A 22,607-nucleotide genomic window follows, 5' to 3' on the forward strand; every position below is an offset into this window, starting at 1 on the left:
AACCCGCAGCACGACCGGACGAAGGCGTTCCTGTCCAAGGTGCTGTAGTCCGGAGGTCGGGAAGGGGCGGTACGGGATTCCGTACCGCCCCTTCCTCGTACGCGCTACTTCACGGCCAGCACGAGGGTGTCCGAGGGCGAGGCCCAGACCGGGCGGGCCTCGGCGAAGCCGGCGGCACGGAGGATCTCGGCGTGGCGGCGGGAGGACGGCATGTCGCCGTCGGCGTGCTCGCCGTAGATCTCGAAGCGGCGGGCGGTCGGTTCGGCGAGGACCGGGTCCTGGGCGGCGACGGCCCACCACGCCGCCCAGTCGAGAGCGCCGGCGGCCTTGGCGCGGTCCATGGCGGCGTGGCGGTGGGCGCGCTCGGCGGCGTTGATCCGGGGAGTGGTCTCGTCGATCATGTGGTCCGCGTTCATGAAGACACCGCCGTCCCGGACGAGGCCGGCGAGCTGCCCATAGAGCGCGGTGAGCGGTTCGGTGTGCAGCCAGTGCAGCGCGGTGGCGGTGAGCACGGCGTCGTACGAGTCGTGCGGAAGCGTCGTGACCCACTCGGGGTCCTTGAGGTCGGCGGTCACGAAGGTGACGCGCTCGTCGCCCTCGAAGTACCCCTCGGCGATGGCGAGGAGGGCGGGGTCGAGGTCGACGCCGACGCCGGTCGCCTTCGGGAACCGCTTGAGCAGCCGATCCGTAATACTCCCTGTACCGCACGCCAGGTCCAGGACGCGGGGCTCCGGCCCCACCACGGCCTCGACCATGTCGAGCATCACGCGGAACCGCTCCTCGCGGTCCGGCATGTACCACTCCTGCTGACGGTCCCAGCTCTCCTGCCAGGCCGCCCAGTCGGTTCCGGTCGTCGCCGCGTCCGTCATCCCTCAACCTCGCCCTCTTCGTAATACCCTCGAAGGGGGAACATCCATTACCCCCTCCGCACCCGACACTAGACCTCCGCCGTAAGGACTACAAGTGGAACTGGCCTATTACTCGGATTACGCCGTGCGTCTGGTCAACACCGAGGAGCCGGCCCGCAGCAAGGACGCCCTCACCTCGGTCGAGGCTGTCCGGGAGCTCTTCGGCACGGCCTCGCAGATGGCCCGGCGGGTGACGGATGCCGATGTGACGCGGTTCCGTTCGGTACGGGCCCGGCTGCGGGCGGTCTTCGCCGCGGCGGACGAGGGCGACCACACCCAGGCGGTGGACCTGCTGAACTCGCTGCTCCTGGAGTTCCCCGTCAGCCCGCAGATCTCGGGCCACGACTACCTGGACGAGGAGGGGCATCCGCGCTGGCACATGCATCTCGCCGACCACCCCTCGAACGCGACCTCGGGTTACGCGGCGATCGCGGCGATGGGGCTGGCCTTCCACCTCACGGAGTTCGGCGCCGACCGGCTCGGCCTCTGCCAGGCGTCGCCGTGCCGCAACGCCTACCTCGACACCTCGACCAACCGCTCCCGCCGCTACTGCTCGGACCGGTGCGCGACCCGCGCCAACGTGGCCGCCTACCGGGCCCGCAAGCGCCTGGAGGCCGAACGGTCGGACCGGACCGGCCTCAGCGCGGAGAACAGCCAGGCGAGCACCACCGGTACCGACCGCTGACGCCCGGGCGTGACGGGCCGGTACCGCGCCCGTACGCGCCCGAGGACCAGCTCGGCCGGTACGGCACCGAAGACGCGGCTGTCGCCCTCGGCGTCCGGGTTGTCCCCGAGCACCCACCAGCCGGCGGCCTGTCGCTCGATCAGACGCTTCACGATGAGGAGATCCTGCTGGAGCGGGTGACGCAGCACGGCCACGCTCCCGGGCCGCAGCCGTCCGCCGTAGTGCACGAGGAGCTGGTCGCCGTGGAGCAGCGTGGGCACCATGGACACCCCCGTCACCTCGGCGATCCCGAACAGAGGCCCGGCCTCCCGCCCCGCGTCCGTCATTCCGGCACCTCCCGATCCGATCGTCCACTCGTACACGAGTCCCATGGTGACCCTGGACTTTTGTCCTAAGCCCTAGGGGGCGCTCGCGAAAACAGCCTTCTCGGGGAGTAATCTCCCACCTGAGAAGACGATCACGAGGAAGGACAGCTCAATGCTCTCCCGCCTGTTTGCCCCCAAGGTGAAGGTCAGCGCCCACTGCGACCTCCCCTGCGGTGTCTACGACCCGGCCCAGGCCCGGATCGAGGCCGAGTCGGTCAAGGCCGTCCAGGAGAAGTACCAGGCCAACGAGGACGCGCACTTCCGCGCGCGTGCCACGGTCATCAAGGAGCAGCGCGCGGAGCTCGCGAAGCACCACATCTCGGTGCTGTGGAGCGACTACTTCAAGCCCCCGCACTTCGAGAAGCACCCGGAGCTGCACCAGCTCATCAACGACACCCTGAAGGCCCTCTCGGCCGCCAAGGCGTCGACGGACCCGAAGACGGGCGAGAAGGCGCTGGAGCTCATCGCCGAGGTGGACCGCATCTTCAAGGAGACGAAGAAGGCCTGACCTCCGGTCACGCCCTCGGACCCACGGCCCCCTCGGCCACGAGGTCTCCAGCCCGCACCCGGCCCGCTCGACCGCCGAACATGGCGACCGTGACGGTCCGGGTGCGGTCTTTTTCCCGGGCAACAGGTCAACGACGTGGATCCGCAGGACGAGTCGGAGATCGCCGTCACGGGGACCTGGCCTAGCCCCTGTCGAGCGGGGCGCTCGCCTCCGGCAGACGCGGTACGGCCGGTGCCGGCAGGGTGAGGGCGCGGGCGAGAGCCGCGCACACGGGGGCGGCGAGGCCGGGCAGGTGTGCGGACGCCCAGGCGGTGGCCAGGTGGAGGAAGTCGGTCAGGTCACGTTCCGCGTCGGCAAGCAGGCGGCGCAGATCGGGGAGGGGAAGCTCGATCACCGGGCTGTCCGGCCGCTCGGTGTCCACGGTCAGACGCACCACGTCGCCGACGCGTTCGGCGATCGGCGAGGGGTCGTGACCGAAGGCGGCCCAGCCGTCGCCGTCGAGGACGTCGAGCCAGTCACGGCGTTCGTCCAGCCCGTTGCAGCAGCCCGGCACCAGCACGACTCCCGTCGCCGTGTCGGCCACCCGGAGGCCGCCGGCGACGAAGAGGGTGTCCATGGTGAGCAGACCGTGAAGGAAGCTCCCCAGCGGGTCGGTGGGCCGCGGCGGTCCTCCGTCCTCCGGCTCCACGTCGTTGCACTCGGCGATACGCATGACGGCCGTGCCGACCTCGGCGGCGCCGAGTGCGCCGCTCAGCGCCATGAATCCGTACGCACCGCACTCGATCACGGGCCACAGCTCGAAGCCATCGGTGGCACTGGTCTCCAGGACGGGCTGCAGAACGATCACCCGGAGAGTCTGCGGCATCGCCACCCGGCGGCGCACGGCGCGAGTGCGGGGAGCTTCCTGTCAGCGCTGCGTCCACAGCGTGAGTGCTGCTCCGCCGACGGTGGTCGTCAGGGCAACGAGCCACCCCGGAATGCGCTGGACGGTCAAGTGCATTCCTCCGAGGCGATGTTCACGCGCTCGGTCAGTCCTCGAACGGCTCCGGGGACCAGCGGAACCAGGCTTCGGGGCCCTCGATGTGGAGGAGGAACTCCGGGACCGGGACGCCGTCCGGGGACTCCAGGGTCACGGCGGACCTCACGGCGTCGTAGGCGGACTCCCAGGCTTCCGTCGCCCCGTCGTCGTCGGGGCCTTCGAGGATCGGTTCGAGCAGGGCCAGTTCGCGCGCGAAGAGGTCCTTCACCGTGTCGTACGCCGGGCCCGGCGTGAAGCGGCCGTTGAGCCATGGGAAGTCGCCGCCGGTCACCGTGATCTCGCCGGCGAGGCCGTCGGCGGAACGGACGCACCAAGGGGTCATCGGCTGGGGTCCACCGGGAGGGTGTAGCGGAGTTTCGGTTTCGCCGTGGCGCCCAGGCGGTCGTAGAAGCGGATCGCACCCTCGTTCCACGTCGGGGTCTGCCACTGGATCTCCGTCAGGCCGAGTGCCCGGGCCTCGGTCTGGAGGGCGGTCATGAAGAGGGGGCCGAGGCCCAGGCCGCGTTCCGTCGGGGAGAGGTAGAGGCAGTCCATGTGGAGGTACTCGGCGCCGTCCCACGTGGAGAGTTCCGGGGCGCAGGTGGCGTAACCGGCCAGGCGGCCGTCGGGGAGTTCGGCCACCAGGCAGCGCAGGCGGGGCCGTTCCGGCCCGAAGAGGAGGCGGCTCAGGCGTTCCGCGAGGCCCGGGGCGGGCGGGGCGGCCTTCTCGTACGCGGCGTGCTCCGCCGCCAGTTCGGCCACCCGGCCGAGGTCCTCGGGGCGCGCGGGCCGTACGCGTGCGGCGGTCGACCGGGGGCTCGCCCCGTGGCCGTTCGCGTCTGGTGAGCTGCCGCCGTGATCCGTCATGCCGTCATCATGCCCGCCCCCACTGACATCCCGTGCCGGCGGAGCCACTGACGGTACGGGGAGGCGCGCAGAGCCGCCTCGCGGTAGGCCTCCGTGAGGTCGGCGTACAGGGGGTCCAGAAGGGCCTCCTCACGGGCGTACAGGAGGAGACGTACGGCCAGGGGATCGTCGCGCAGAGGACGGATCGCCATGTCCTCGCGTGGCAACGATGTCGGCTGGCAGGGCGCCACCGCCTCACCGAGGGCGATCAGGGACGCCGCCGTGTGGTAGTCGCCGTGGAGCAGCGGCGGGTCGATGCCGGCCTCGCTCAGGACGCGCCGCAGCCCGTCCCACTCGCCGTCCACCGTCGGGTCGACCATCCAGCGGTCCTCCGCCAGGTCGGTCAGCTCCACCACCGGCAGCGCGGCGGCCGGATGGTCGCGGGCCAGCGCCACGAACTGCGGCTCCCGTTCGACCAGGACCCGTGCCAGGAGGCCGTCCGGCACCCGCAGCGGGCAGCCCTCGACCTCGTGGACGAAGGCCACGTCGAGCTGGCCCGCCGCGACCGACCGCAGCAGCGCGTTGGCGGAGACGTCCATGTGGAGCGCGATGTCCGTGCCGACGAGCCCCTGGCGCAGCCGGCGCAGCCAGCCCGGCAGGGCCCTGCTCGCCGTCGATCCGACCCGCAGCCGCGGACCGTCGCTGCGCGCCGCCGCGGCGCGGGCCTCGGTGATCAGCGTGGCCATCTGGTCGACCAGCGGGCGGGCCCTGCTGAGCACCGAGCGGCCGAGCGGTGTGGGCCGGCAGCCGGTGCGCCCACGCGTGAAGAGCTCCGCGCCGAGGGAGTTCTCGATCCGGCGCAGCTGGGTCGTCAACGAGGGCTGGCTCATGCCCAGTTGCCGCGCCGCCTTGTGCAGGCTGCCCGTCTCCGCGATGGCGCAGAGTACGCGCAGATGCCTCACCTCCAGCTCCATGCCCCGAGGGTAGGGCGGTACCCTGCACCGCACCAGACACCCACATCACTCCAATTACCCTTGAATCACAGGGAGTTGGACCTATCCCTCGGACCTGTCCCGGCGCGGCGGTGATGCGTTCGCGTTATCCCCTGCTGCCATCATCCGCACCCGCCCCGGCTCCCCCGACACTCTCCCCAACCGACCAGGAGGAGCCCCCCCCATGAGACACCCCAAGGTCCTCACCGCCTCGCTCGCCGCCACCCTCGGCCTCGGACTCGCCGCCGCGCTCGGTGCCGCACCCGTCGCCTCCGCCGCGCCGTCCGGCTACGCGGCCTACGCCGGGTCCGCCGAGGACGCCAAGGCGACCAAGGCCTTCCACGAAGCCGTGATGAAGTCCGTGGCGAAGAAGCGGGCCGCCAACCCCGGCGCGGCCGCCGTCACCGTCGTCTACAGCGCCTCCAACGCCCCGAGCTTCCGTACGCAGATCTCCCGCAGCACCCAGATATGGAACAGCTCGGTGGTCAACGTACGGCTGGTGGAGGGCAGCAACCCGGACTTCCGCTACTACGAGGGCAATGACCCGCGTGGCTCGTACGCCAGCACCGACGGCCACGGCAACGGCTACATCTTCCTCGACTACCGGCAGAACCAGCAGTACAACTCCACCCGCGTCACCGCCCACGAGACCGGGCACGTCCTCGGCCTCCCCGACCACTACTCGGGCCCGTGCAGCGAGCTGATGTCCGGCGGCGGCCCGGGCACCTCATGCCAGAACGCCCAGCCCAACACCCAGGAGCGGGCGCGCGTCGACCAGCTCTGGCGCAACGGCCTCGCCACGGCCTTCAAGGCGTTCTGACCCCACCAGGACCCGAACCGGACCCACACCTCGGCGGGGCGGACGGCAGCGGCCGCCGTTCGCCCCGCCGAGAGCGAACATCCTTGGATCCGGGGTGTGTTGTGTGAAAGCTGGGAGGACACATCCCGGATCCCGGAGGCGTTCATGACCGCCGAGCACACGAACACCCTGTACGAGGCCGTGGGCGGTGCCGACGCGCTGCGCCGGCTCTCCGAGACGTTCTACGAAGCGGTCCTGGCCGACCCCCTCCTCGCGCCCGTCTTCGCCGACTTCACCGCCGCCCACGTCCAGCACGTCGCCGTATGGCTGGCGGAGGTCTTCTCGGGGCCCGCCGGGTTCACGGCGGAGCTCGGCGGGCATCAGGCCCTGCTCCGCGCGCATCTCGGCCTCGGCATCACGGAGGAGCAGCGGCTGCGGTGGATGGAGTTGATGACGGCTGCCGTGGAGAAGGAGCTGCCGGACGACGCCCTGCTGCGCGACCGGGTGGTGGAGTACTTCGGCTGGGGGACGCGGATCGCCAAGGACGTGTCCGCCTCGGCGCCGGGCACGGATCTCGGCGAGCCCGGCCCCACCCCGCGCTGGGGCTGGGACGGCCTCGCCTGACGGCCGCCCCGCCACGTGGTGGCATCCCCTGTGATGGGGCCGAAGACACCACCGCTTTCGCCTCAGGGCAGGAGGTCGTTCAAGAGCCGTCGCCAGGCCGTCGTCAGGCCGTCTGGAGCAGGTGGCGGCCGAACGCCGCGCCTTCCGGCAGTTGGCGCCTCACCCGGTCGAGCGCCTCCTCGAAGTCGCCGCCCGCGATGCCCGACTCGTAGGCCGTGCCGCCGTAGTGCAGCGTCAGGCTCAGGTCCGCCCGCTCGCCGAGCGTCAGCAGGCAGCTGAGGGTGGCCTGCTGGGCGGCGCCGTCCACGACGACGGGGAGCGGCAGGTCCCACTCCAGGACGCAGCCGGTGAGGGCCTCGCCGGCCTTCTCCGCCGCGCTCAGGGCGGCGAAGCCCGCGCCCGTGTACTCGACTCCCCTGATGCGGGCGGACACCTGTCGTCCGTCCACCGTGATCACGATCGCTTCCGCGCCGCTGCGGTCCCGGTACCAGCCGGTCCAGACTTCCGTCGACTCCGATGACATGCGCGGACTGTAGCGGTCTGACCGGCTCCTTCGCGCGGCCGGTCACCCTGTGGTCGGACTTCTCCCGGTCTCGCCGTTCTTGCCGGTCACGTGCGGGGTAGCGGCTTCCGTGCCGTCGTCGGGGACTCCCGCCGGGGTCCCGTTCGCGACCGCTCCCGCCGTCTGCGCCGAGGCATCGCCCGGCTCCCCGCCCTCCCCTTCGGCGTGATCGGGCCGGACGTAGAGCGCGCACCGCGGGTTACGGCACGGCTGCACTTCCCACTCCGGCACCCAGGCCCCCAGGACCTTGTGCCGCTTCGCGACGATGCCGAGGGACTGTCCGCAGGCCGTACACGAGGGCGTGGCCTGCGGGTCCCGTACCGTACGCGGGGTTTCGCTGCCCATACCTCCCAGGGTAGGACGCGCCCCTGGTCACCGCTTCCTGGTGTACGTACGGACGAGCACGCCGTTGTCGAAGGTGCGCACCTCGCCCAGTTCGAAGTCGCGGGGCTCGAAGCCGGCGCCGAACATCGGCATGCCGGAGCCGTAGACCTGGGGGTACGTCTTGATGACCAGCTCGTCGATCTCGTCGACCAGGGCGCCGGCGATCTGCGAACCGCCGCAGAGCCAGATGCCGAGCGGGCTGTCCTCGGCCTTGAGCTCGCGCACGCGGCCGACCAGGTCGTCGGAGATCAGCTCGACGTTCGGGTCGGGCGACTCGGTGAGCGAGCGGGTCGCGACGATCTCCCGCAGGTGGGCGTAGGGGCTGGTGATGCCGATGTCCAGGGCGACCTTGTAGGACTTCACGCCCTGGATGACGGTGTCGAAACGCTTGTTCTCGGAGTCGATCCCGAGGGCCTCACGCCCTTGCGTCGAGATCGTCTCGGCGTATTCGCCCTTGAGGAACTCCAGGAACGGCGCGTCCACGAACTGGTACATGGACGCGGCGTCACCGTCGGGGTCACCGATGAAGCCGTCGATGGAGCAGGCGATGAAGTAGGTGAGCTTGCGCAAACCGATCCTTTTCGTCATTCGAGAGGTGAGCTGCGGTCGCAACCACGACGGCTATAGTGCTTCACCTGTAGTGGTTGCGCAAGAGCTATCTTCCGAAGAAATCCGAAAAGAAGCGGAACCAGGAGGTCCGGTGGCCAGGAACCAGGAACGCCGCACGACGCTGCTCGACGCGGCGATCGAGGTGCTCGGGGACGAGGGCGCCCGCGGGCTCACCTTCCGGGCGGTCGACGCCCGGGCGGGCGTCCCCATGGGCACCTCGTCCAACTACTTCACCGACCGGGACCAGCTGCTCTCGCAGGTCGCGGACCGGATCTTCGTCCGCATGACCCCGGAGCCGGACTCGCTGGTCGCGGCCATGCGGCCGAAGCCCAGCCGTGAGCTCGTCGTCGAGCTGATGCGCTGGCTCGCCCGGCGGATGGCCGCCGAACGCACCTGCTATCTGGGCCTCTTCGAGCTCCGGCTGGAGGCCACACGGCGTCCGGAACTGCGCACGCAGCTCACGAAGGTGCTGCGCGCCGATCTCGACTACAACATCCGCACGCACGTCGAGACCGGAATGCCGGGCGACGCGGACACGGTCCGGCTGCTCTACTTCGCCCTGACCGGACTGCTCTTCGACCACTTCACGGTCCCCGGGCTCCACGACGACCGCGAACTGGACGCCCTCATCGAGACCGTGGTCCGCCGGATCGTTCCGGAGGACTGACCGGTCAGCGCGTCCGTCGCGTGACGAACTCCGACAGGGCGAGCAGATCTCCGGCCGCGGCCAGATCGGGGACCGCCCGGGAGAGCTGCTGCACCGCCCGGGCCATCCGGTCGGCCGCCTGGGCCTGCGCCCAGTCCCGGCCGCCCGCCCGCTCGACCGCGTCAGCCGCCGCCCGTACGGCGGGGGCGTCCAGTTCCTTACGGGAGTACAGCTCGGCCAGCTCCTCCCCCGCCGCGGTCCCCGAGGCGAGCGCCGCCACCACAGGCAGCGACTTCTTGCGGGCGACGAGATCCGCTCCGGCCGGCTTGCCCGTACGCTCCGGGTCGCCCCAGATGCCGATCAGGTCGTCGATGAGCTGGAACGCGAGCCCGGCCTCCCGGCCGAAGGCGTCCATCGCCGCGACCTCCTCCCCGCCCGCGCCCGCGTACAGCGCGCCGAGGGCGCAGGCGCAGCCGAGCAGGGCGCCCGTCTTGGCGGTGGCCATCGCCACGCACTCGTCCAGGGTGATCTCGTGCGGGGCGCGCCGCTCGAAGGCGCAGTCCATCTGCTGGCCGGCGCAGAGCTCGATGACACAGGCGGCGAGCCGGGCCGAGGCGGCGGCCGCGACCGGGTGTCCGTCCTCGGCGAGCAGCCGCAGTGCGAGGGCCAGCACGGCGTCGCCCGCGATCAGCGCTTCGGGGATGCCGAACACCGTCCAGGCCGTGGGCCGGTGCCGGCGGGTCGGGTCCTCGTCCACGATGTCGTCGTGGAGCAGGCTGAAGTTGTGCGCGAGCTCCACCGCGGCGGCGGCCCGCACGGCGGGCGCCGGGTCACCGCCGAGCGCGCGGGCGGCGGCGAGCACCAGAGCGGGCCGGATGGCCTTGCCCGCCCGCCCGTCGGCCGGGGAGCCGTCGGCCTGCTCCCAGCCGAAGTGGTACATCGCGACCCTGCGTATGGAGCGCGGTAACGCCTCGATGGTGGACCGCAGTTGGGGATCGACGACGCTCCGCGTCTGGTCGAGGAGCGCCACGGCGTCCTGGGGGTCGGCCACGGCGTCCGCCCGGGTCATGGTCACAGTTCCCTCTCTCGTCGGGGCTCGGTGCTCCTACGGCGGTCGTGACGGGGGCCCGGTCGGCACGGCCCCCCGTCACGGTCACCGGGGTCGGCGCGTCAGCGCCAGCGGCTGACCTCCACGTTCTCCAGGACTCCCAGGGCGTCGGGCACGAGGATCGCCGCCGAGTAGTAGGCGGTGACCAGGTAGGAGATGATCGCCTGCTCGTCGATGCCCATGAAGCGGACGGACAGGCTCGGCTCGATCTCGTCCGGGATGCCCGTCTGGTGCAGGCCGATCACGCCCTGGTCGGACTCGCCCGTGCGCATACAGATGATCGACGTGGTCCGGGCGTCCGAGACCGGGATCTTGTTGCACGGATAGATCGGCACTCCGCGCCAGGTCGGGATCCGGTTGCCGTTGATCTCGATGGACTCGGGGACGAGTCCGCGCCGGTTGCACTCGCGCCCGAAGGCGGCGATGGCGCGCGGGTGGGCGAGGAACATCTTGGAGCCCCGGCGGCGGGAGAGGAGCTCGTCCATGTCGTCCGGGCTGGGCACGCCGTCGTGGGGCTGGAGGCGCTGTCCGTAGTCGCAGTTGGAGAGCAGACCGAACTCGCGGTTGTTGATCAGCTCGTGCTCCTGGCGCTCGCGCAGCGCCTCGACCGTGAGCCGCAACTGCTGCTCGGTCTGGTTCATCGGCTGGTTGTAGAGGTCGGCGACCCTGCTGTGGACCTTCAGGACCGTCTGCGCGACCGACAGTTCGTACTCGCGCGGCGAGGCGTCGTAGTCCACGTACGTGTGCGGGACGGTCGCCTCGCCGACGTGGCCCGCGGAGAGGTCGATCTCGGCCTCTCCGTACTTGTTGGTGCGCTGGTGGGGCAGCGCGGCGATGCTCGCGAGGTGGTCGGCGAGCGAGGTGACCCGCTCGGCCAGGTTGCGCACGTCGTCACGGGTCAGTTCGAGGACGGTGCAGGCGGTGGCCGCGCGGGCGGTCCACTCCCAGGTGGCGTCGGCGTGGGTCAGCGCGCTGTCGCCGAAGTACGAACCGTCGGCGAGGACTCCGAGGATCGCCTCGTCGCCGTACGGCCCCTCGCCGATCTGCTCGATCTTGCCGTGCGCCAGGAGGTGGACACGGTCGGCGGGCTCGCCGGCGGCGGCGATCACCTGACCCGCCGCGTACTCCCGCTGACTGCATCGCGAGGCGAGCTCGGTGAGGGCCTCCTCGTCCTCGTAGCCACGCAGCGCGGGGAGTTCGCCGAGTTCGGCGGGGATCACCGCGACACGCTCTCCGGTCTGCACGAAGGTGACGCGACCGTCACCCACGGAGTAGCTGAGCCTCCGGTTCACCCGGTACGTACCACCCTGGACCTGCACCCACGGCAGCATGCGGAGCAGCCACCGGGAGGTGATCTCCTGCATCTGGGGCGCGGACTTGGTGGTGGTAGCCAGGTTCCGCGCGGCGGCGGTACCGAGACTCTGCTGCGGCGCTGTCTGTTCCGCGCGGACCTCGTCGCCAACCGAACCAACGGACATGGAACTCCCTCTCGATGTGAATGACCTGCGAGAGGAAGCCTTCCAGCACGCAGAGTGCCTGCGCCATTACACAAATGAGTGGGAGTGATCGGCTTCCGGCTGGGCATGTCTGGGTCCCACTCGAACAGCGCAGCCCCGCCCGCCCCATGGCCCGGTGTCCGGATCGGCTCGCACAGGGTCCGAACGGATGGCCGCGGAGTCTCTCGCTCCGGTACTCCGTTACCCGGGGCGCTTCGCTCCCCGTCCCGTTCCGCTCATCCCGAAGGAGGCGGTCATGGCCCCACCCATGTCGGCGACCAGGTTTCTCAACGCCCTTCGCGCCGAGGGCCTCTCGGTCGTCCAGGTCGGCGAGTGGCGTACGCACAACCGCAACCACAAGGGCCCCTGGGGCCCGGTCCACGGCGTGATGATCCATCACACGGTCACCCGGGGCACCGCGAACACCGTCCGGATCTGCCGGGACGGCGACGACGCCCTGCCCGGGCCGCTCTGTCACGGCGTGATCGCCAAGGACGGCACGGTCCATCTCGTCGGCTACGGCCGCGCCAACCACGCGGGAGCCGGCGACGACGACGTCCTGCGGGCGGTCATCGCCGAGCAGGGTCTCCCGCCGGACAACGAGGTGAACAGGGACGGCAACCGGCACTTCTACGGGTTCGAGTGCGAGAACCTCGGGGACGGGGTGGACCCCTGGCCGAAGGTCCAGCTGGAGGCCATCGAGAAGGCCGCGGCGGCGGTCTGCCGGGTGCACGGCTGGACCCAGCGCTCGGTGATCGGCCACCTGGAGTGGCAGCCGGGGAAGGTCGACCCGCGCGGCTTCACGATGGCCTCGATGCGCCGGCGGATCGGCGAGCGCCTGCGGTAGCCGGGGCGGCCGGGCCGCACGGGGCGGCTGCGGGCGGCCAGGCGGCCGAGGTGGCCGCCAGGCGCGCCCCGCCCCCACCGGCGGCGACAATGGCCGGGTGAACGCGTTCGACCTCTCCGGCCTGCGGCCCCGGCTCCCGTCCCCCCTGGAGCCGGTCGAGGACGAGCGCTTCACCCGGCGCGGCCTGCGCCTGCTGCTCAAGCGTGACGACCTGATCCATCCGGATCTGCCGGGCAACAAGTGGCGCAAGCTGGCACTCAACCTGCGGGCGGCCGACGGCCGTCCGGTCCTCACCTTCGGCGGCGCGTACTCCAACCATCTGCGCGCGACGGCAGCCGCCGGACGGCTGCTCGGCTTCCACACCATCGGGGTCGTACGCGGGCAGGAGCTGGCCGACCGCCCCCTGAACCCCTCACTGGCCCGGTGCGCGGCGGACGGGATGCGGCTGATGTTCGTGGACCGGGCCACGTACCGCGCCAAGTCGGACCCCGAGGTGCTGGCGGGCCTGCTCGCGCAGTCCCCTCCGGGGACGTACGTCGTGCCGGAGGGCGGCAGCAACGCGCTCGCCGTCGAGGGCTGTGTGGAGCTCGGTCGCGAGCTGCGCGGGGCGGCCGACGTGGTCGCCGTCGCCTGCGGCACAGGGGGCACGCTCGCGGGCCTGGCGGCCGGTCTGGGCCCCGGGCAGAGGGCGCTCGGTGTCCCGGTCCTCAAGGGCGGCTTCCTGGGCGAGGAGATACGCGCCCTGCAACGCGCCGCGTTCGGCGGCTCCCGGGGCGAGTGGAGCCTCGACGAGCGCTTCCACGGCGGCGGTTACGCCCGTACGACACCGGCTCTCGACGCGTTCGCCCAGGAGTTCGAGGCCTGGCACGGACTCGCCATCGAGCGACTGTATGTCGCCAAAATGCTCTACGGACTCGCCGCCCTGGCCGAGGAGGGCGCGTTCGCCCCGGGCACCACCGTCGCGGCGGTGATCACCGGCGCCCCGCGGTGACGCCCCGTCGGGACACCGCTCCCCGCCCTCAGGCCGTCCCCTCCCGATACGCCGCCGCCTCCTCCAGGTCGAGGCGGCGCAGCAGCGTCCGCATCATCTCGTCGTCGATGCGCCGCTCGTCCCTGAGGCGGACGAACACCTCGCGCTCGGCTTCGATCATCTCGCGGGCGAGCCGGCGGTAGGTGTCGTCGGCCGTCTCGCCCGTCACCTCGTTGACGGCGCCGAGGCGCTCCCACACCGCGTTGCGGCGCCGTTCCAGGACCGTGCGGAGCCGGTCGGCCAGCGGCTGCGGCAGAGCGTTGCGTTCGTCGGCCAGCAGGGCGTCCAGGCGCTCCTCCGCGGCCTGGGAGGCCTCGCTCTGGGCCTGCGCCTCGGCCAGGGTCTCCGCGTACGTGTCGCGGCCGGGAAGCTTCAGGAGGCGGATCAGCGGCGGCAGGGTGAGGCCCTGCACCACGAGCGTCCCGATCACGGTGGTGAAGGTGAGGAAGAGGACGAGGTTGCGGGCGGGGAACTCCTCCCCGTGCGTGGCCACCGGGATGGAGAAGGCGATCGCCAGCGAGACCACGCCGCGCATGCCGGCCCAGCCGACGATCAGCGGCGCCCTCCAGTCCACCTCCGGCTCCCGTTCCCTGATCCGCGCCGACATCCAGCGCGGCAGGAAGGTGGCGGGGTAGACCCAGACGAAGCGGACGACGACCACGGCCATGAAGACCCCCGCGGCGTACCAGGCCGCCTCGCCGATCCCGTACCGCCCGAGTTCCTGGACGACGTACGGCAGCTGTAGCCCGATGAGGGCGAAGACGGCGGACTCCAGGATGAAGGCGACCATCTTCCACACGGCCTCCTCCTGGAGGCGGGTCGCGAAGTCCACCTGCCAGTTGCGGTGTCCGAGGAAGAGGCCGACGACGACCACGGCGAGGACACCGGAGGCGCCGACCTGCTCGGCGGCCGCGTAGGCGATGAAGGGGATCAGGAGCGAGAGGGTGTTCTGCAGCAGGGCCTCGCCGAGGTGGCAGCGGAGCCAGTGGATGGGGACCATCAAAGCCAGACCCACGCCGATGCCGCCGACCGCCGCGAGCGCGAACTCGCCGATGCCGCCCGCCCAGCTGATGCCCTCGCCGACCGCCGCGGCGAGCGCGACCCTGAACGCGGTGATGGCGGTGGCGTCGTTCACCAGGGACTCGCCCTGGAGGATGGTGGTGATCCGGTTCGGCAGGCCCAGCTTGCGGGCGATCGCCGTCGCGGCGACCGCGTCCGGCGGCGCGACGACCGCGCCGAGCACGAGCGCGGCGGTCAGCGGCAGGTCCGGGACGAGGAGGTACGCGAGCCAGCCGACGGCGACGGTGGCGAAGAGGACGTACCCGACCGAGAGCAGGGCGACGGGCCGGATGTTGGCCCGCAGGTCGAGGTACGAGGAGTCCACCGCCGCCGTGTAGAGGAGCGGGGGCAGGATGAGCGGCAGGATGATGTGCGGGTCGAGCGTGTAGTCCGGGACGCCGGGCACGTACGAGGCGGCGAGGCCGGCGGCCACCAGGAGCAGCGGCGCCGGTACCGGTGTCCTGCGGGCCACTCCCGCCACCACGGCACTCCCCGCGACGAGTGCCACCAGCTGCAATGCGTCCATCCCTCGGTCCCCGTCCCCGGCTCGTTCCACCACGTAACCTGGCCATCATGAGCGAGTGCCCTCACGTTGCCGAAATGCCGCGCCCCGAACCGGTGCCGCTGACCGACACCTGCCCTGAATGCCTGACCGACGGCACGCACCCCGTCCAACTGCGGCTCTGCCTCAGCTGTGGGCACGTGGGATGCTGTGACTCCTCGGCGGGGCAGCACGCCACCGGGCACTTCTCGACCACCGGCCACCCGGTGATGCGGACCTTCGAGCCGAACGAGCGCTGGCGGTGGTGTTTCGTGGACGGTTCGATCGTCTGAGGGGTGGGTACGACAATCCTCCGCCGGTCGCTCGCAATTGGGCCCCGCAGACCTCTAGCCACTGTCCGTACTCATGGCCTTACCATGAGTGACAGACGGGGGCGGGGTCCCGACCGGGGCCCCCGGCGACACGGCAGCATGGATCGCGATAGCGTCACGGCGGATTGCGCAACCGACTGCGTACCGCCCGGTTCGGGGGGCTTTCTCCCCCGGGCCCCGAATGAGCTTGTGCCACCTTGGAGGTGAGGGTGTCCCAGATCGCAGGCGAGCCCGGGTCCCAGGACTTCGTGGAAGTCCGGCTGCCCGCTGCGGGTGCCTACCTGTCCGTGCTGCGTACGGCCACGGCCGGCCTCGCGGCACGCTTGGACTTCACCCTCGACGAGATCGAGGACTTGCGGATCGCCGTCGACGAGGCGTGCGCCATCCTGCTCCAGCAGGCCGTACCGGGCTCCGTCCTCAGCTGTGTCTTCCGGCTCGTGGACGACTCGCTCGACGTGACGGTCTCGGCGCCGACGACGGACGGGCGGGCTCCGGAGCGGGACACCTTCGCCTGGACGGTGCTCTCCGCGCTGGCCGGGAAGGTCGAGTCGTCCGTGGCGGACGACAAGACCGTCTCCATCAGCCTGTACAAACAGCGCGGCGCGGGGCCAGGCCCGGCGTGAGGAGCGGGGACGCGACGGCCGGCATCCCTGAGCAGCAGGCGCGGCCGCATCCGGAGGTCGAGGTCGAGGTCGCTACGGAGCAGGCGGTCCAGATGAGCGAGCACGAGCAGCACAAAGAGGTCCTCAAGGACGCCGAGGACGCGGAGCACGCCGAGGTCTCCGGGGCCACGGCGGTCTCCGGGGCCACGGAGGTTCCTGAGGCCGCCAAGGTCTCCGGGGCCGCCGAGGTCTCCGAGGTTCATGAGGCTTCCGAGGACTCCGAGGTCCACGAGGTCTCCGAGTCGCACGAGGCCCCGGATCCGCACGACCGGAGCGGGGCGCGCGCGCTCTTCGTCGAGCTGCGCAAGCTCCCGGAGGGTTCCCCGGAGAAGGCGGAGCTGCGCAATCAGCTGGTACGGATGCACCTGCCGCTGGTCGAGCACCTGGCCCGGCGGTTCCGTAACCGGGGCGAGCCGCTCGACGACCTGACACAGGTCGCGACGATCGGTCTGATCAAGTCGGTGGACCGCTTCGACCCGGAGCGGGGTGTCGAGTTCTCGACGTACGCGACACCGACGGTCGTCGGCGAGATCAAGCGGCACTTCCGGGACAAGGGCTGGGCGGTGCGCGTGCCACGCCGGCTGCAGGAGCTGCGGCTCTCGCTGACGACGGCGACGGCGGAGCTCTCCCAGCTGCACGGCCGCTCGCCGACGGTGCACGAGCTCGCGGAGCGGCTCGGGATCTCGGAGGAGGAGGTCCTGGAGGGTCTGGAGTCGGCGAACGCCTACTCGACGCTCTCCCTGGACGTGCCGGACACGGACGACGAGTCCCCGGCGGTCGCGGACACGCTCGGCGCCGAGGACGAGGCCCTGGAGGGGGTCGAGTACCGGGAGTCGCTCAAGCCGCTCCTGGAGGACCTGCCGCCCCGGGAGAAGCGGATCCTGCTGCTGCGGTTCTTCGGGAACATGACCCAGTCGCAGATCGCGCAGGAGGTCGGCATCTCGCAGATGCACGTCTCCCGTCTGCTGGCGCGCACGCTGGCCCAGCTCCGGGAGAAGCTGCTCGTCGAGGAGTAGGAGCCGTCACGCCTCGCCGCGGCGGCCGATGCCCAGGGCTTCGGTCGTCGCGGGGTTGACGAGCAGGACCAGGCCGCCGACGGCGAGGGCGGCGAGGGCGATGCCGGCCGGGATCATGGCGCTGTTCGCCTGGAGGAGCTGCCAGGCGACCGGCAGCGCCAGGATCTGGGTGATGATCGCCGGCCCGCGGCTCCAGCTCCGCCGCAGCAGCAGTCCGCGTGCCGCGACCCCCGGGATCAGACCGAGCGCGATCAGAGTCGCGCCGCCCATCAGCGCCTGCGTCAGGCCGTCCGGGTCGCCGGTGAACGCCGTCACGAGCACGTACACGCCCCCGATCACCAGCGCGAGGGCTTCGATTCCGGCCACCGCCGCCGCCGCGGTCAACCGGGCGGGTCGGGGAGTCTGCTCCGTACTGCTCATACCAGGCAGGGTAGCCGGGGCCCGGGTGCGTACCGTGGGCCAGGGGCCGTCCCGCGGGGGCGTCCGCCTGATGGCCACGACTGGGATCGGTACCGCCGGGTAGGTACGCTGGCGGCCATGCGCGCACTTCTTGTGGTCAATCCGGCAGCCACCACCACCAGTGCCCGCACGCGTGACGTCCTCATCCACGCCCTCGCGAGCGAGATGAAGCTGGAGGCCGTCACCACCGAGTACCGCGGGCACGCCCGGGACCTCGGTCGCCGGGCCGCCGAGTCCGAGGACATAGAGCTGGTCGTCGCTCTCGGTGGCGACGGGACGGTGAACGAGGTCGTCAACGGACTGCTCCACGGTGGGCCGGATCCGGACAGGCTGCCGGGGCTCGCGGTCGTCCCGGGCGGCTCGACCAATGTCTTCGCCCGGGCGCTCGGACTGCCCAACGACGCCGTCGAGGCGACCGGCGCGCTGCTCGACGCGCTCCGTGAGCGCCGTGCACGCACAGTGAGCCTCGGGCTCGCGTCCGGTACGCCCGGGACGGAGGACGAAGGGGTCCCGTCCCGCTGGTTCACGTTCTGCGCCGGATTCGGTTTCGACGCGAGTGTCATCGGGCGAGTCGAACAGCAACGGGAACGCGGCAAGAGATCCACGCACGCGCTGTACCTCCGCCAGGTGTTCCGTCAGTTCCTGGAGGAGCCCAACCGCCGACACGGAACGATCACCCTGTCCCGCCCCGGCGAGGCGCCGGTCGAGGACCTGGTCCTGTCCATAATCTGCAACACCTCCCCCTGGACCTACCTGGGCAATCGTCCGGTGTACGCGTCTCCGGAGGCCTCGTTCGAGACGGCCCTCGACGTGCTCGGACTGAACCGGCTCTCGGCCCCCGCGGTGGCCCGGTACGCCACTCAGCTGCTCACTTCCAGCCCCGAACGCGGCCCGCACGGCAAGCACGCCCTGACTCTTCACGACCTCACCGACTTCACCTTGCATTCGAAGGTTCCACTCCCTCTCCAGATGGACGGAGACCACCTCGGACTGCGTACGAGCGTGACGTTCACAGGCGTTCGCCGTGCACTGCGTGTGATTGTGTGAGTGGAAGGGCCTAAAGTCCTTTCACTCGAACGTTTAGGCTGCCATCCACCCCTTAGAAGTACGGCTGTGACCTAGTCGACACCGAGGAATCAAAAAAAACTTTCCGGAAGGGGTTGTATCCGCTGCCGAGGTTTGCGAGTCTCTTCTTGGCGATCGGGACGGCCCGCAAGACCGGCCTCCACTGAGAGCCAGAACCCCTCCTCAGTCCAAGGACCACACCAGTTCATCTGGCAGTCGGCCCTTCACTTACGGGGGGATTCGTGAAAGCGTTCACATTCACAAGCAACCAGCTTGTAACACTCAGAGAGGTAGCAGCCATGGACTGGCGTCACAACGCCGTTTGTCGTGAGGAAGACCCCGAGCTGTTCTTCCCCATCGGCAACACCGGTCCTGCGCTGCTGCAGATCGAGGAAGCCAAGGCCGTCTGCCGCCGCTGCCCCGTCATGGAGCAGTGCCTGCAGTGGGCGCTCGAGTCCGGCCAGGACTCCGGCGTCTGGGGTGGCCTCAGCGAGGACGAGCGCCGCGCGATGAAGCGCCGTGCCGCTCGTAACCGGGCGCGCAACGCCAGCGCCTGAACACCCTGAAGAGCCTGAGGCAGGCGGCGCGTACATCGCGTACGCAATCACCGCTCCCGAGCCGCAGCGCGCAGCAGTAACCCACAGCATTCGAGCCCCGGACCGATTCCTTCGGCCCGGGGCTCGCTGCTGTTCGGTGGCGCGCGCCGGGGCGTTCGGCTACTTCTGGGACCGTACGGGGATGTCGAGGACGACCCTGGTCCCGCGCTCCGCGCCCGGCTGCATGTCGAACGTGCCGCCCAACTCCCCCTCCACCAGGGTCCGTACGATCTGCAGGCCGAGGTTGCCGGCGCGCTGCGGGTCGAAGCCCTCGGGCAGACCGCGGCCGTCGTCCTTGACCGTGATCAGCAGCCGGGCGTCGGCGCGGGGTTCGCCGCGGACGGCCGTGACCTCGACGGTGCCTTGCTCACCCTGTGCGAAGGCGTGCTCCAGGGCGTTCTGGAGAATCTCGGTGAGGACCATGGAGAGCGGGGTGGCGACCTCGGCGTCGAGGATGCCGAAGCGGCCGTTGCGCCGGCAGGTCACCTTGCCCGGGGAGATCTCGGCGACCATCGCGATCACCCGGTCGGCGATCTCGTCGAACTCCACGCGCTCGTCCAGGTTCTGGGACAGGGTCTCGTGGACGATGGCGATCGAACCGACCCTGCGAACGGCCTCGTTGAGTGCCTCGCGCCCGCGGTCGGAGTCCATCCGGCGCGCCTGGAGGCGCAGCAGCGCCGCGACGGTCTGGAGGTTGTTCTTCACCCGGTGGTGGATCTCCCGGATGGTGGCGTCCTTGGTGATCAACTCTCGCTCGCGGCGCCGCAGTTCGGTGACGTCGCGGAGCAGGACGAGCGAACCGATGCGGGTGCCCTTGGGCTTGAGCGGGATCGCGCGGAGCTGGATCACGCCGCCGTTGCCCTCGACCTCGGCCTCGCGCGGGGCGTAGCCGGAGGCCAGTTTGACCAGGGCCTCGTCGACGGGGCCACGGGAGGGAGCGAGTTCGGCGGTGATCTGCCCGAGGTGCTGGCCGACGAGGTCGGCGGCGAGGCCGAGCCGGTGGTACGCGGAGAGGGCGTTGGGCGAGGCGTACTGGACGATGCCGTCGGCGTCGAGCCGGATCAGTCCGTCGCCGGCGCGCGGCGAGGAGTCCATGTCGCTCGCCTCCCCGGGGAAGGGGAAGGTGCCGGCGGCGATCATCTGGGCCAGGTCGGAGGCGGACTGGAGGTAGGTGAGCTCCAGACGGGAGGGGGTCCGCACGGTGAGCAGGTTGGTGTTGCGGGCGATGACACCGAGGACGCGGCCCTCGCGGCGTACGGGGATGGACTCGACCCTTACGGGAACCTCCTCGCGCCACTCCGGGTCGCCCTCGCGCACGATCCGGCCCTCGTCGAGGGCGGCGTCGAGCAGCGGGCGGCGGCCGCGCGGAACCAGATGGCCGACCATGTCGTCCTGGTAGGAGGTCGGGCCGGTGTTGGGCCGCATCTGGGCGACGGAGACGTAGCGCGTGCCGTCGAGGGTAGGGACCCAGAGAACGAGGTCGGCGAAGGAGAGGTCGGAGAGCAGCTGCCACTCCGAGACCAGCAGGTGGAGCCACTCGAGGTCGGACTCACTCAGAGCGGTGTGCTGGCGGACGAGGTCGTTCATGGAGGGCACATGAGCGAGCGTACCTGCGGAATCGAGGGGCGATGAACCTGGATCTCGCGGCCTTCGTGTTGGAGGATGGACCGGGAACGCGGCCTTGCCGATGGATGGACAGACGAGAATGGTCTAGTCCACAATGGCGAGGCAGCATTCTTTCGAATACCTCCGCCCTCCCCGCACAGGAGGGCGGACGAGGTGATCGGCGCTCTCTGCCCTGACTGCGCCGAGACCTCCCATCACGGCCGTGGGACCGCACATCCTCGGCCGAGCAACTCCGGGCTGCGGTGCCGGACGGGTTGAGGGTCCCGTCGGGCGCCGTAGCCCGCGGGTGTTCTCGGGGCCTGTGGATACTGCCGGGCCCGTGTGTGCCGCCTCGCCCGCGGGGCCGCGGAGGCTGGAAGGCTCAGCTCGCGGCCGGCGCGGCCGGCCAGGCCAGCATCGCCGCGTGCGCGACCGCCTCCAGCTCCGCCCTGGTGGCACCGTCCCTGGACTGCTGGGACATGCCCTGGAGGACCGCTCCGTACAGCCGGGCCAGCGCGCCCGCGTCGGTGTCCGCCGGGAGCTCGCCCGCGTCGACACCCTGCCGGATCCGCGCCTCGAACGACGCCAGGTTGGTGTTGCGCCGCTCACGCAGGGCCTCCTCGACCTCCGGGGTCGAGCAGTTGGTGGCGGCGGAGATCATCAGGCAGCCGCGCGGGTGGGACGGGTCGGTGAAGACGTCAGCCGCCTCCACGAGCATCCGGCCGAGCGCGCCGCGTGCCGTCGGCTCCTCCTCGAACGCCTGGCCGCCGTACGCGCCGTAGCTGACGGCGTACACCTCCACGACCTCCTCGAACAGGGCCTTCTTGTCACCGAAGGCCGCGTAGAGGCTCGGAGCGCTGATGCCCATGGCGCGGGTGAGGTCGGAGACGGAGGTGGTCTCGTAGCCGTGCTCCCAGAACGCCATCGTGGCCTGCTCCAGCGCCGTCAGGCGGTCGAAGGAGCGGGGGCGGCCGCGCTGTTTCGTCGTCATGGGCCAATTCTATAGCGGGCGTTACGGAAGGGTGCTACGGTTCTTTCTGTAACGACCACTACGGAAATGAGGGGGGCGTCCGATGGATGCGCTCACGGGGAAGACGGCACTGGTCACGGGCGGCAGCCGGGGCATCGGGCGGGGCATCGCCGAGCGGCTCGGGCGGGACGGCGCGCGGGTCGCGGTGCACTACGGGACCAATGAGACGGCCGCGAAGGAGACCGTCGCGGCGATCGAGGCGGCGGGCGGCGAGGCCTTCGCGATCGGTCAGGAGCTGGGGGTGCAGGGGGACGCGGCCGCGCTCTGGGAGCGGTTCGACGAGCTGGCCGACGGGCTGGACATCCTCGTCAACAACGCCGGGATCGGGACCTCACGGCCGTTCGCCACCATCGACGAGGCGGAGTACGACCGGGTCTTCGCGGTGAACACGAAGGCGGCGTTCTTCCTGGCGCAGCGAGGGGCCGAGCGGCTGCGCGACGGGGGCCGGATCATCAACATCTCCACCGGGCTGAGCCACGCGGCGATCATGCCGGAGCTGATCGCGTACGCGATGTCCAAGAGCGCCCTGGACACCTTCACGCGCTATCTGTCCAAGGTGCTGGGCGGCCGGGGCATCACGGTCAACGCGGTGGCGCCGGGGATCGTGGACACGGACGTCAACGCGGACTGGCTGCGGGGGAACGAGGAGGCGTGGGCGGGCGCGGCGGCGCTGTCGGCGCTCGGGAAGGTCGGCACTCCCGCGGACATAGCCGATGTGGTGGCTTTCCTGGCCTCGCACGACGGGCGCTGGGTGACCGGTCAGTGGATCGATGCCACGGGAGGCTCGATCGCCTGACGGAGGAGGCAGGGCCCGG

Annotated in this window: 28 protein-coding genes; 13 read left to right on the plus strand and 15 right to left on the minus strand. The window is 70.9% G+C overall.

Going from position 1 to position 22,607, the window contains the following annotated elements; genetic code table 11:
• Positions 1–104: 104 nt before the first annotated feature.
• Positions 105–869: a class I SAM-dependent methyltransferase gene (locus tag ACZ3OF_RS09715; protein ID WP_361668730.1), complete on the minus strand. Its 765-nt coding sequence runs from the start codon at positions 867–869 to the stop codon at positions 105–107.
• Between the two features lie 94 nt (positions 870–963).
• Here ACZ3OF_RS09715 and ACZ3OF_RS09720 point away from each other — a divergent pair, with 94 nt between their 5' ends.
• The gene (locus ACZ3OF_RS09720; protein ID WP_361436560.1) at positions 964–1,593 is read left to right on the plus strand and encodes a CGNR zinc finger domain-containing protein; all 630 of its coding nucleotides are present in this window, start codon (positions 964–966) and stop codon (positions 1,591–1,593) included.
• Here ACZ3OF_RS09720 and sodX read toward each other — a convergent pair.
• Positions 1,497–1,919 (minus strand): nickel-type superoxide dismutase maturation protease, encoded by a 423-nt coding sequence (sodX, locus tag ACZ3OF_RS09725; protein ID WP_361668727.1) that lies wholly within the window; start codon positions 1,917–1,919, stop codon positions 1,497–1,499. The genes ACZ3OF_RS09720 and sodX overlap by 97 nt on opposite strands.
• 151 nt (positions 1,920–2,070) lie before the next feature.
• On the opposite strand from sodX, the gene sodN reads away from it, so the two are divergent.
• Positions 2,071–2,466 (plus strand): superoxide dismutase, Ni, encoded by a 396-nt coding sequence (gene sodN / locus ACZ3OF_RS09730; RefSeq protein ID WP_361668726.1) that lies wholly within the window; start codon positions 2,071–2,073, stop codon positions 2,464–2,466.
• 181 nt (positions 2,467–2,647) lie between these two features.
• On the opposite strand, the gene ACZ3OF_RS09735 is transcribed toward sodN, so the two are convergent.
• From ACZ3OF_RS09735 to ACZ3OF_RS09750, 4 genes are all read right to left on the minus strand, one after another.
• On the minus strand, positions 2,648–3,313 hold the full coding sequence (locus tag ACZ3OF_RS09735) for a hypothetical protein (RefSeq protein ID WP_467303869.1): 666 nt from the start codon (positions 3,311–3,313) through the stop codon (positions 2,648–2,650).
• Positions 3,314–3,494: 181 nt separating this feature from the next.
• Positions 3,495–3,827: a hypothetical protein gene (locus ACZ3OF_RS09740; RefSeq protein ID WP_467303871.1), complete on the minus strand. Its 333-nt coding sequence runs from the start codon at positions 3,825–3,827 to the stop codon at positions 3,495–3,497.
• A complete protein-coding gene (locus ACZ3OF_RS09745) occupies positions 3,824–4,351 on the minus strand; it encodes a GNAT family N-acetyltransferase (RefSeq protein ID WP_361668718.1) in 528 nt (175 codons plus the stop codon). Before ACZ3OF_RS09745 ends, ACZ3OF_RS09740 begins: the two co-directional genes overlap by 4 nt.
• Complete coding sequence (locus ACZ3OF_RS09750) at positions 4,348–5,304, minus strand: LysR family transcriptional regulator (protein ID WP_361668715.1); 957 nt, start codon at positions 5,302–5,304, stop codon at positions 4,348–4,350. Before ACZ3OF_RS09750 ends, ACZ3OF_RS09745 begins: the two co-directional genes overlap by 4 nt.
• A 202-nt stretch (positions 5,305–5,506) precedes the next feature.
• Here ACZ3OF_RS09750 and snpA point away from each other — a divergent pair, with 202 nt between their 5' ends.
• Both snpA and ACZ3OF_RS09760 read left to right on the plus strand, forming a co-directional pair.
• Positions 5,507–6,142, plus strand: coding sequence for a snapalysin (gene snpA, locus ACZ3OF_RS09755; protein WP_361668712.1), 636 nt, complete (start codon positions 5,507–5,509; stop codon positions 6,140–6,142).
• A 144-nt stretch (positions 6,143–6,286) separates the two neighbouring features.
• Positions 6,287–6,745, plus strand: a complete 459-nt coding sequence (locus tag ACZ3OF_RS09760) for a group II truncated hemoglobin (RefSeq protein WP_361668710.1) — start codon at positions 6,287–6,289, stop codon at positions 6,743–6,745.
• Between the two features lie 103 nt (positions 6,746–6,848).
• Here the strand turns inward: ACZ3OF_RS09760 and ACZ3OF_RS09765 are convergent, their stop codons facing one another.
• From ACZ3OF_RS09765 to ACZ3OF_RS09775, 3 genes are read right to left on the minus strand one after another with little or no spacing between them, the layout of a single operon-like run.
• Entirely contained in the window at positions 6,849–7,268 is a 420-nt protein-coding gene (locus tag ACZ3OF_RS09765; RefSeq protein WP_361668707.1) for a DUF6304 family protein, read from the minus strand.
• Positions 7,269–7,310: 42 nt separating this feature from the next.
• Entirely contained in the window at positions 7,311–7,652 is a 342-nt protein-coding gene (locus ACZ3OF_RS09770) for a hypothetical protein (protein ID WP_361668704.1), read from the minus strand.
• 27 nt (positions 7,653–7,679) lie between these two features.
• Positions 7,680–8,261: a dihydrofolate reductase family protein gene (locus tag ACZ3OF_RS09775; protein WP_361668702.1), complete on the minus strand. Its 582-nt coding sequence runs from the start codon at positions 8,259–8,261 to the stop codon at positions 7,680–7,682.
• Between the two features lie 130 nt (positions 8,262–8,391).
• Here ACZ3OF_RS09775 and ACZ3OF_RS09780 point away from each other — a divergent pair, with 130 nt between their 5' ends.
• Positions 8,392–8,967, plus strand: coding sequence for a TetR/AcrR family transcriptional regulator (locus ACZ3OF_RS09780; RefSeq protein WP_361668700.1), 576 nt, complete (start codon positions 8,392–8,394; stop codon positions 8,965–8,967).
• A gap of 4 nt (positions 8,968–8,971) precedes the next feature.
• Here the strand turns inward: ACZ3OF_RS09780 and ACZ3OF_RS09785 are convergent, their stop codons facing one another.
• Together ACZ3OF_RS09785 and ACZ3OF_RS09790 are read right to left on the minus strand one after the other, a co-directional pair.
• Positions 8,972–10,015: a family 2 encapsulin nanocompartment cargo protein polyprenyl transferase gene (locus ACZ3OF_RS09785; protein WP_361668698.1), complete on the minus strand. Its 1,044-nt coding sequence runs from the start codon at positions 10,013–10,015 to the stop codon at positions 8,972–8,974.
• A 101-nt stretch (positions 10,016–10,116) separates the two neighbouring features.
• Positions 10,117–11,532, minus strand: a complete 1,416-nt coding sequence (locus tag ACZ3OF_RS09790; RefSeq protein WP_361668695.1) for a family 2B encapsulin nanocompartment shell protein — start codon at positions 11,530–11,532, stop codon at positions 10,117–10,119.
• Between the two features lie 274 nt (positions 11,533–11,806).
• Here ACZ3OF_RS09790 and ACZ3OF_RS09795 point away from each other — a divergent pair, with 274 nt between their 5' ends.
• Entirely contained in the window at positions 11,807–12,397 is a 591-nt protein-coding gene (locus ACZ3OF_RS09795; protein ID WP_361668693.1) for an N-acetylmuramoyl-L-alanine amidase, read from the plus strand.
• Positions 12,398–12,494: 97 nt separating this feature from the next.
• Positions 12,495–13,388 (plus strand): 1-aminocyclopropane-1-carboxylate deaminase/D-cysteine desulfhydrase, encoded by an 894-nt coding sequence (locus tag ACZ3OF_RS09800; protein WP_467303881.1) that lies wholly within the window; start codon positions 12,495–12,497, stop codon positions 13,386–13,388.
• A gap of 28 nt (positions 13,389–13,416) precedes the next feature.
• Here ACZ3OF_RS09800 and ACZ3OF_RS09805 read toward each other — a convergent pair whose 3' ends face one another.
• Positions 13,417–15,012 (minus strand): Na+/H+ antiporter, encoded by a 1,596-nt coding sequence (locus ACZ3OF_RS09805; RefSeq protein WP_467303883.1) that lies wholly within the window; start codon positions 15,010–15,012, stop codon positions 13,417–13,419.
• A 47-nt stretch (positions 15,013–15,059) separates the two neighbouring features.
• Here ACZ3OF_RS09805 and ACZ3OF_RS09810 point away from each other — a divergent pair, with 47 nt between their 5' ends.
• From ACZ3OF_RS09810 to ACZ3OF_RS09820, 3 genes are all read left to right on the plus strand, one after another.
• On the plus strand, positions 15,060–15,320 hold the full coding sequence (locus ACZ3OF_RS09810) for a UBP-type zinc finger domain-containing protein (protein ID WP_361668684.1): 261 nt from the start codon (positions 15,060–15,062) through the stop codon (positions 15,318–15,320).
• Between the two features lie 248 nt (positions 15,321–15,568).
• Positions 15,569–15,982, plus strand: a complete 414-nt coding sequence (locus ACZ3OF_RS09815; RefSeq protein WP_361436509.1) for an ATP-binding protein — start codon at positions 15,569–15,571, stop codon at positions 15,980–15,982.
• Positions 15,979–17,037: an RNA polymerase sigma factor SigF gene (locus tag ACZ3OF_RS09820; RefSeq protein ID WP_361668682.1), complete on the plus strand. Its 1,059-nt coding sequence runs from the start codon at positions 15,979–15,981 to the stop codon at positions 17,035–17,037. The genes ACZ3OF_RS09815 and ACZ3OF_RS09820 overlap by 4 nt, the downstream gene beginning before the upstream one ends.
• Positions 17,038–17,043: 6 nt before the next feature.
• On the opposite strand, the gene ACZ3OF_RS09825 is transcribed toward ACZ3OF_RS09820, so the two are convergent.
• Entirely contained in the window at positions 17,044–17,457 is a 414-nt protein-coding gene (locus ACZ3OF_RS09825; protein ID WP_361436503.1) for a hypothetical protein, read from the minus strand.
• A gap of 117 nt (positions 17,458–17,574) precedes the next feature.
• Here ACZ3OF_RS09825 and ACZ3OF_RS09830 point away from each other — a divergent pair, with 117 nt between their 5' ends.
• Entirely contained in the window at positions 17,575–18,543 is a 969-nt protein-coding gene (locus ACZ3OF_RS09830) for a diacylglycerol/lipid kinase family protein (RefSeq protein ID WP_467303887.1), read from the plus strand.
• A gap of 317 nt (positions 18,544–18,860) precedes the next feature.
• Entirely contained in the window at positions 18,861–19,118 is a 258-nt protein-coding gene (locus tag ACZ3OF_RS09835; protein ID WP_003953983.1) for a WhiB family transcriptional regulator, read from the plus strand.
• 159 nt (positions 19,119–19,277) lie between these two features.
• On the opposite strand, the gene ACZ3OF_RS09840 is transcribed toward ACZ3OF_RS09835, so the two are convergent.
• Both ACZ3OF_RS09840 and ACZ3OF_RS09845 read right to left on the minus strand, forming a co-directional pair.
• Positions 19,278–20,744: a sensor histidine kinase gene (locus ACZ3OF_RS09840; protein ID WP_361668810.1), complete on the minus strand. Its 1,467-nt coding sequence runs from the start codon at positions 20,742–20,744 to the stop codon at positions 19,278–19,280.
• Between the two features lie 400 nt (positions 20,745–21,144).
• Positions 21,145–21,753 (minus strand): TetR/AcrR family transcriptional regulator, encoded by a 609-nt coding sequence (locus ACZ3OF_RS09845; protein WP_467303889.1) that lies wholly within the window; start codon positions 21,751–21,753, stop codon positions 21,145–21,147.
• Between the two features lie 82 nt (positions 21,754–21,835).
• Between ACZ3OF_RS09845 and ACZ3OF_RS09850 the strand changes: the two genes are divergently transcribed.
• Entirely contained in the window at positions 21,836–22,588 is a 753-nt protein-coding gene (locus ACZ3OF_RS09850) for an SDR family oxidoreductase (RefSeq protein WP_467303891.1), read from the plus strand.
• Positions 22,589–22,607 lie beyond the last annotated feature (19 nt).

It is taken from the genome of Streptomyces sp. NPDC022552 (assembly GCF_055561875.1).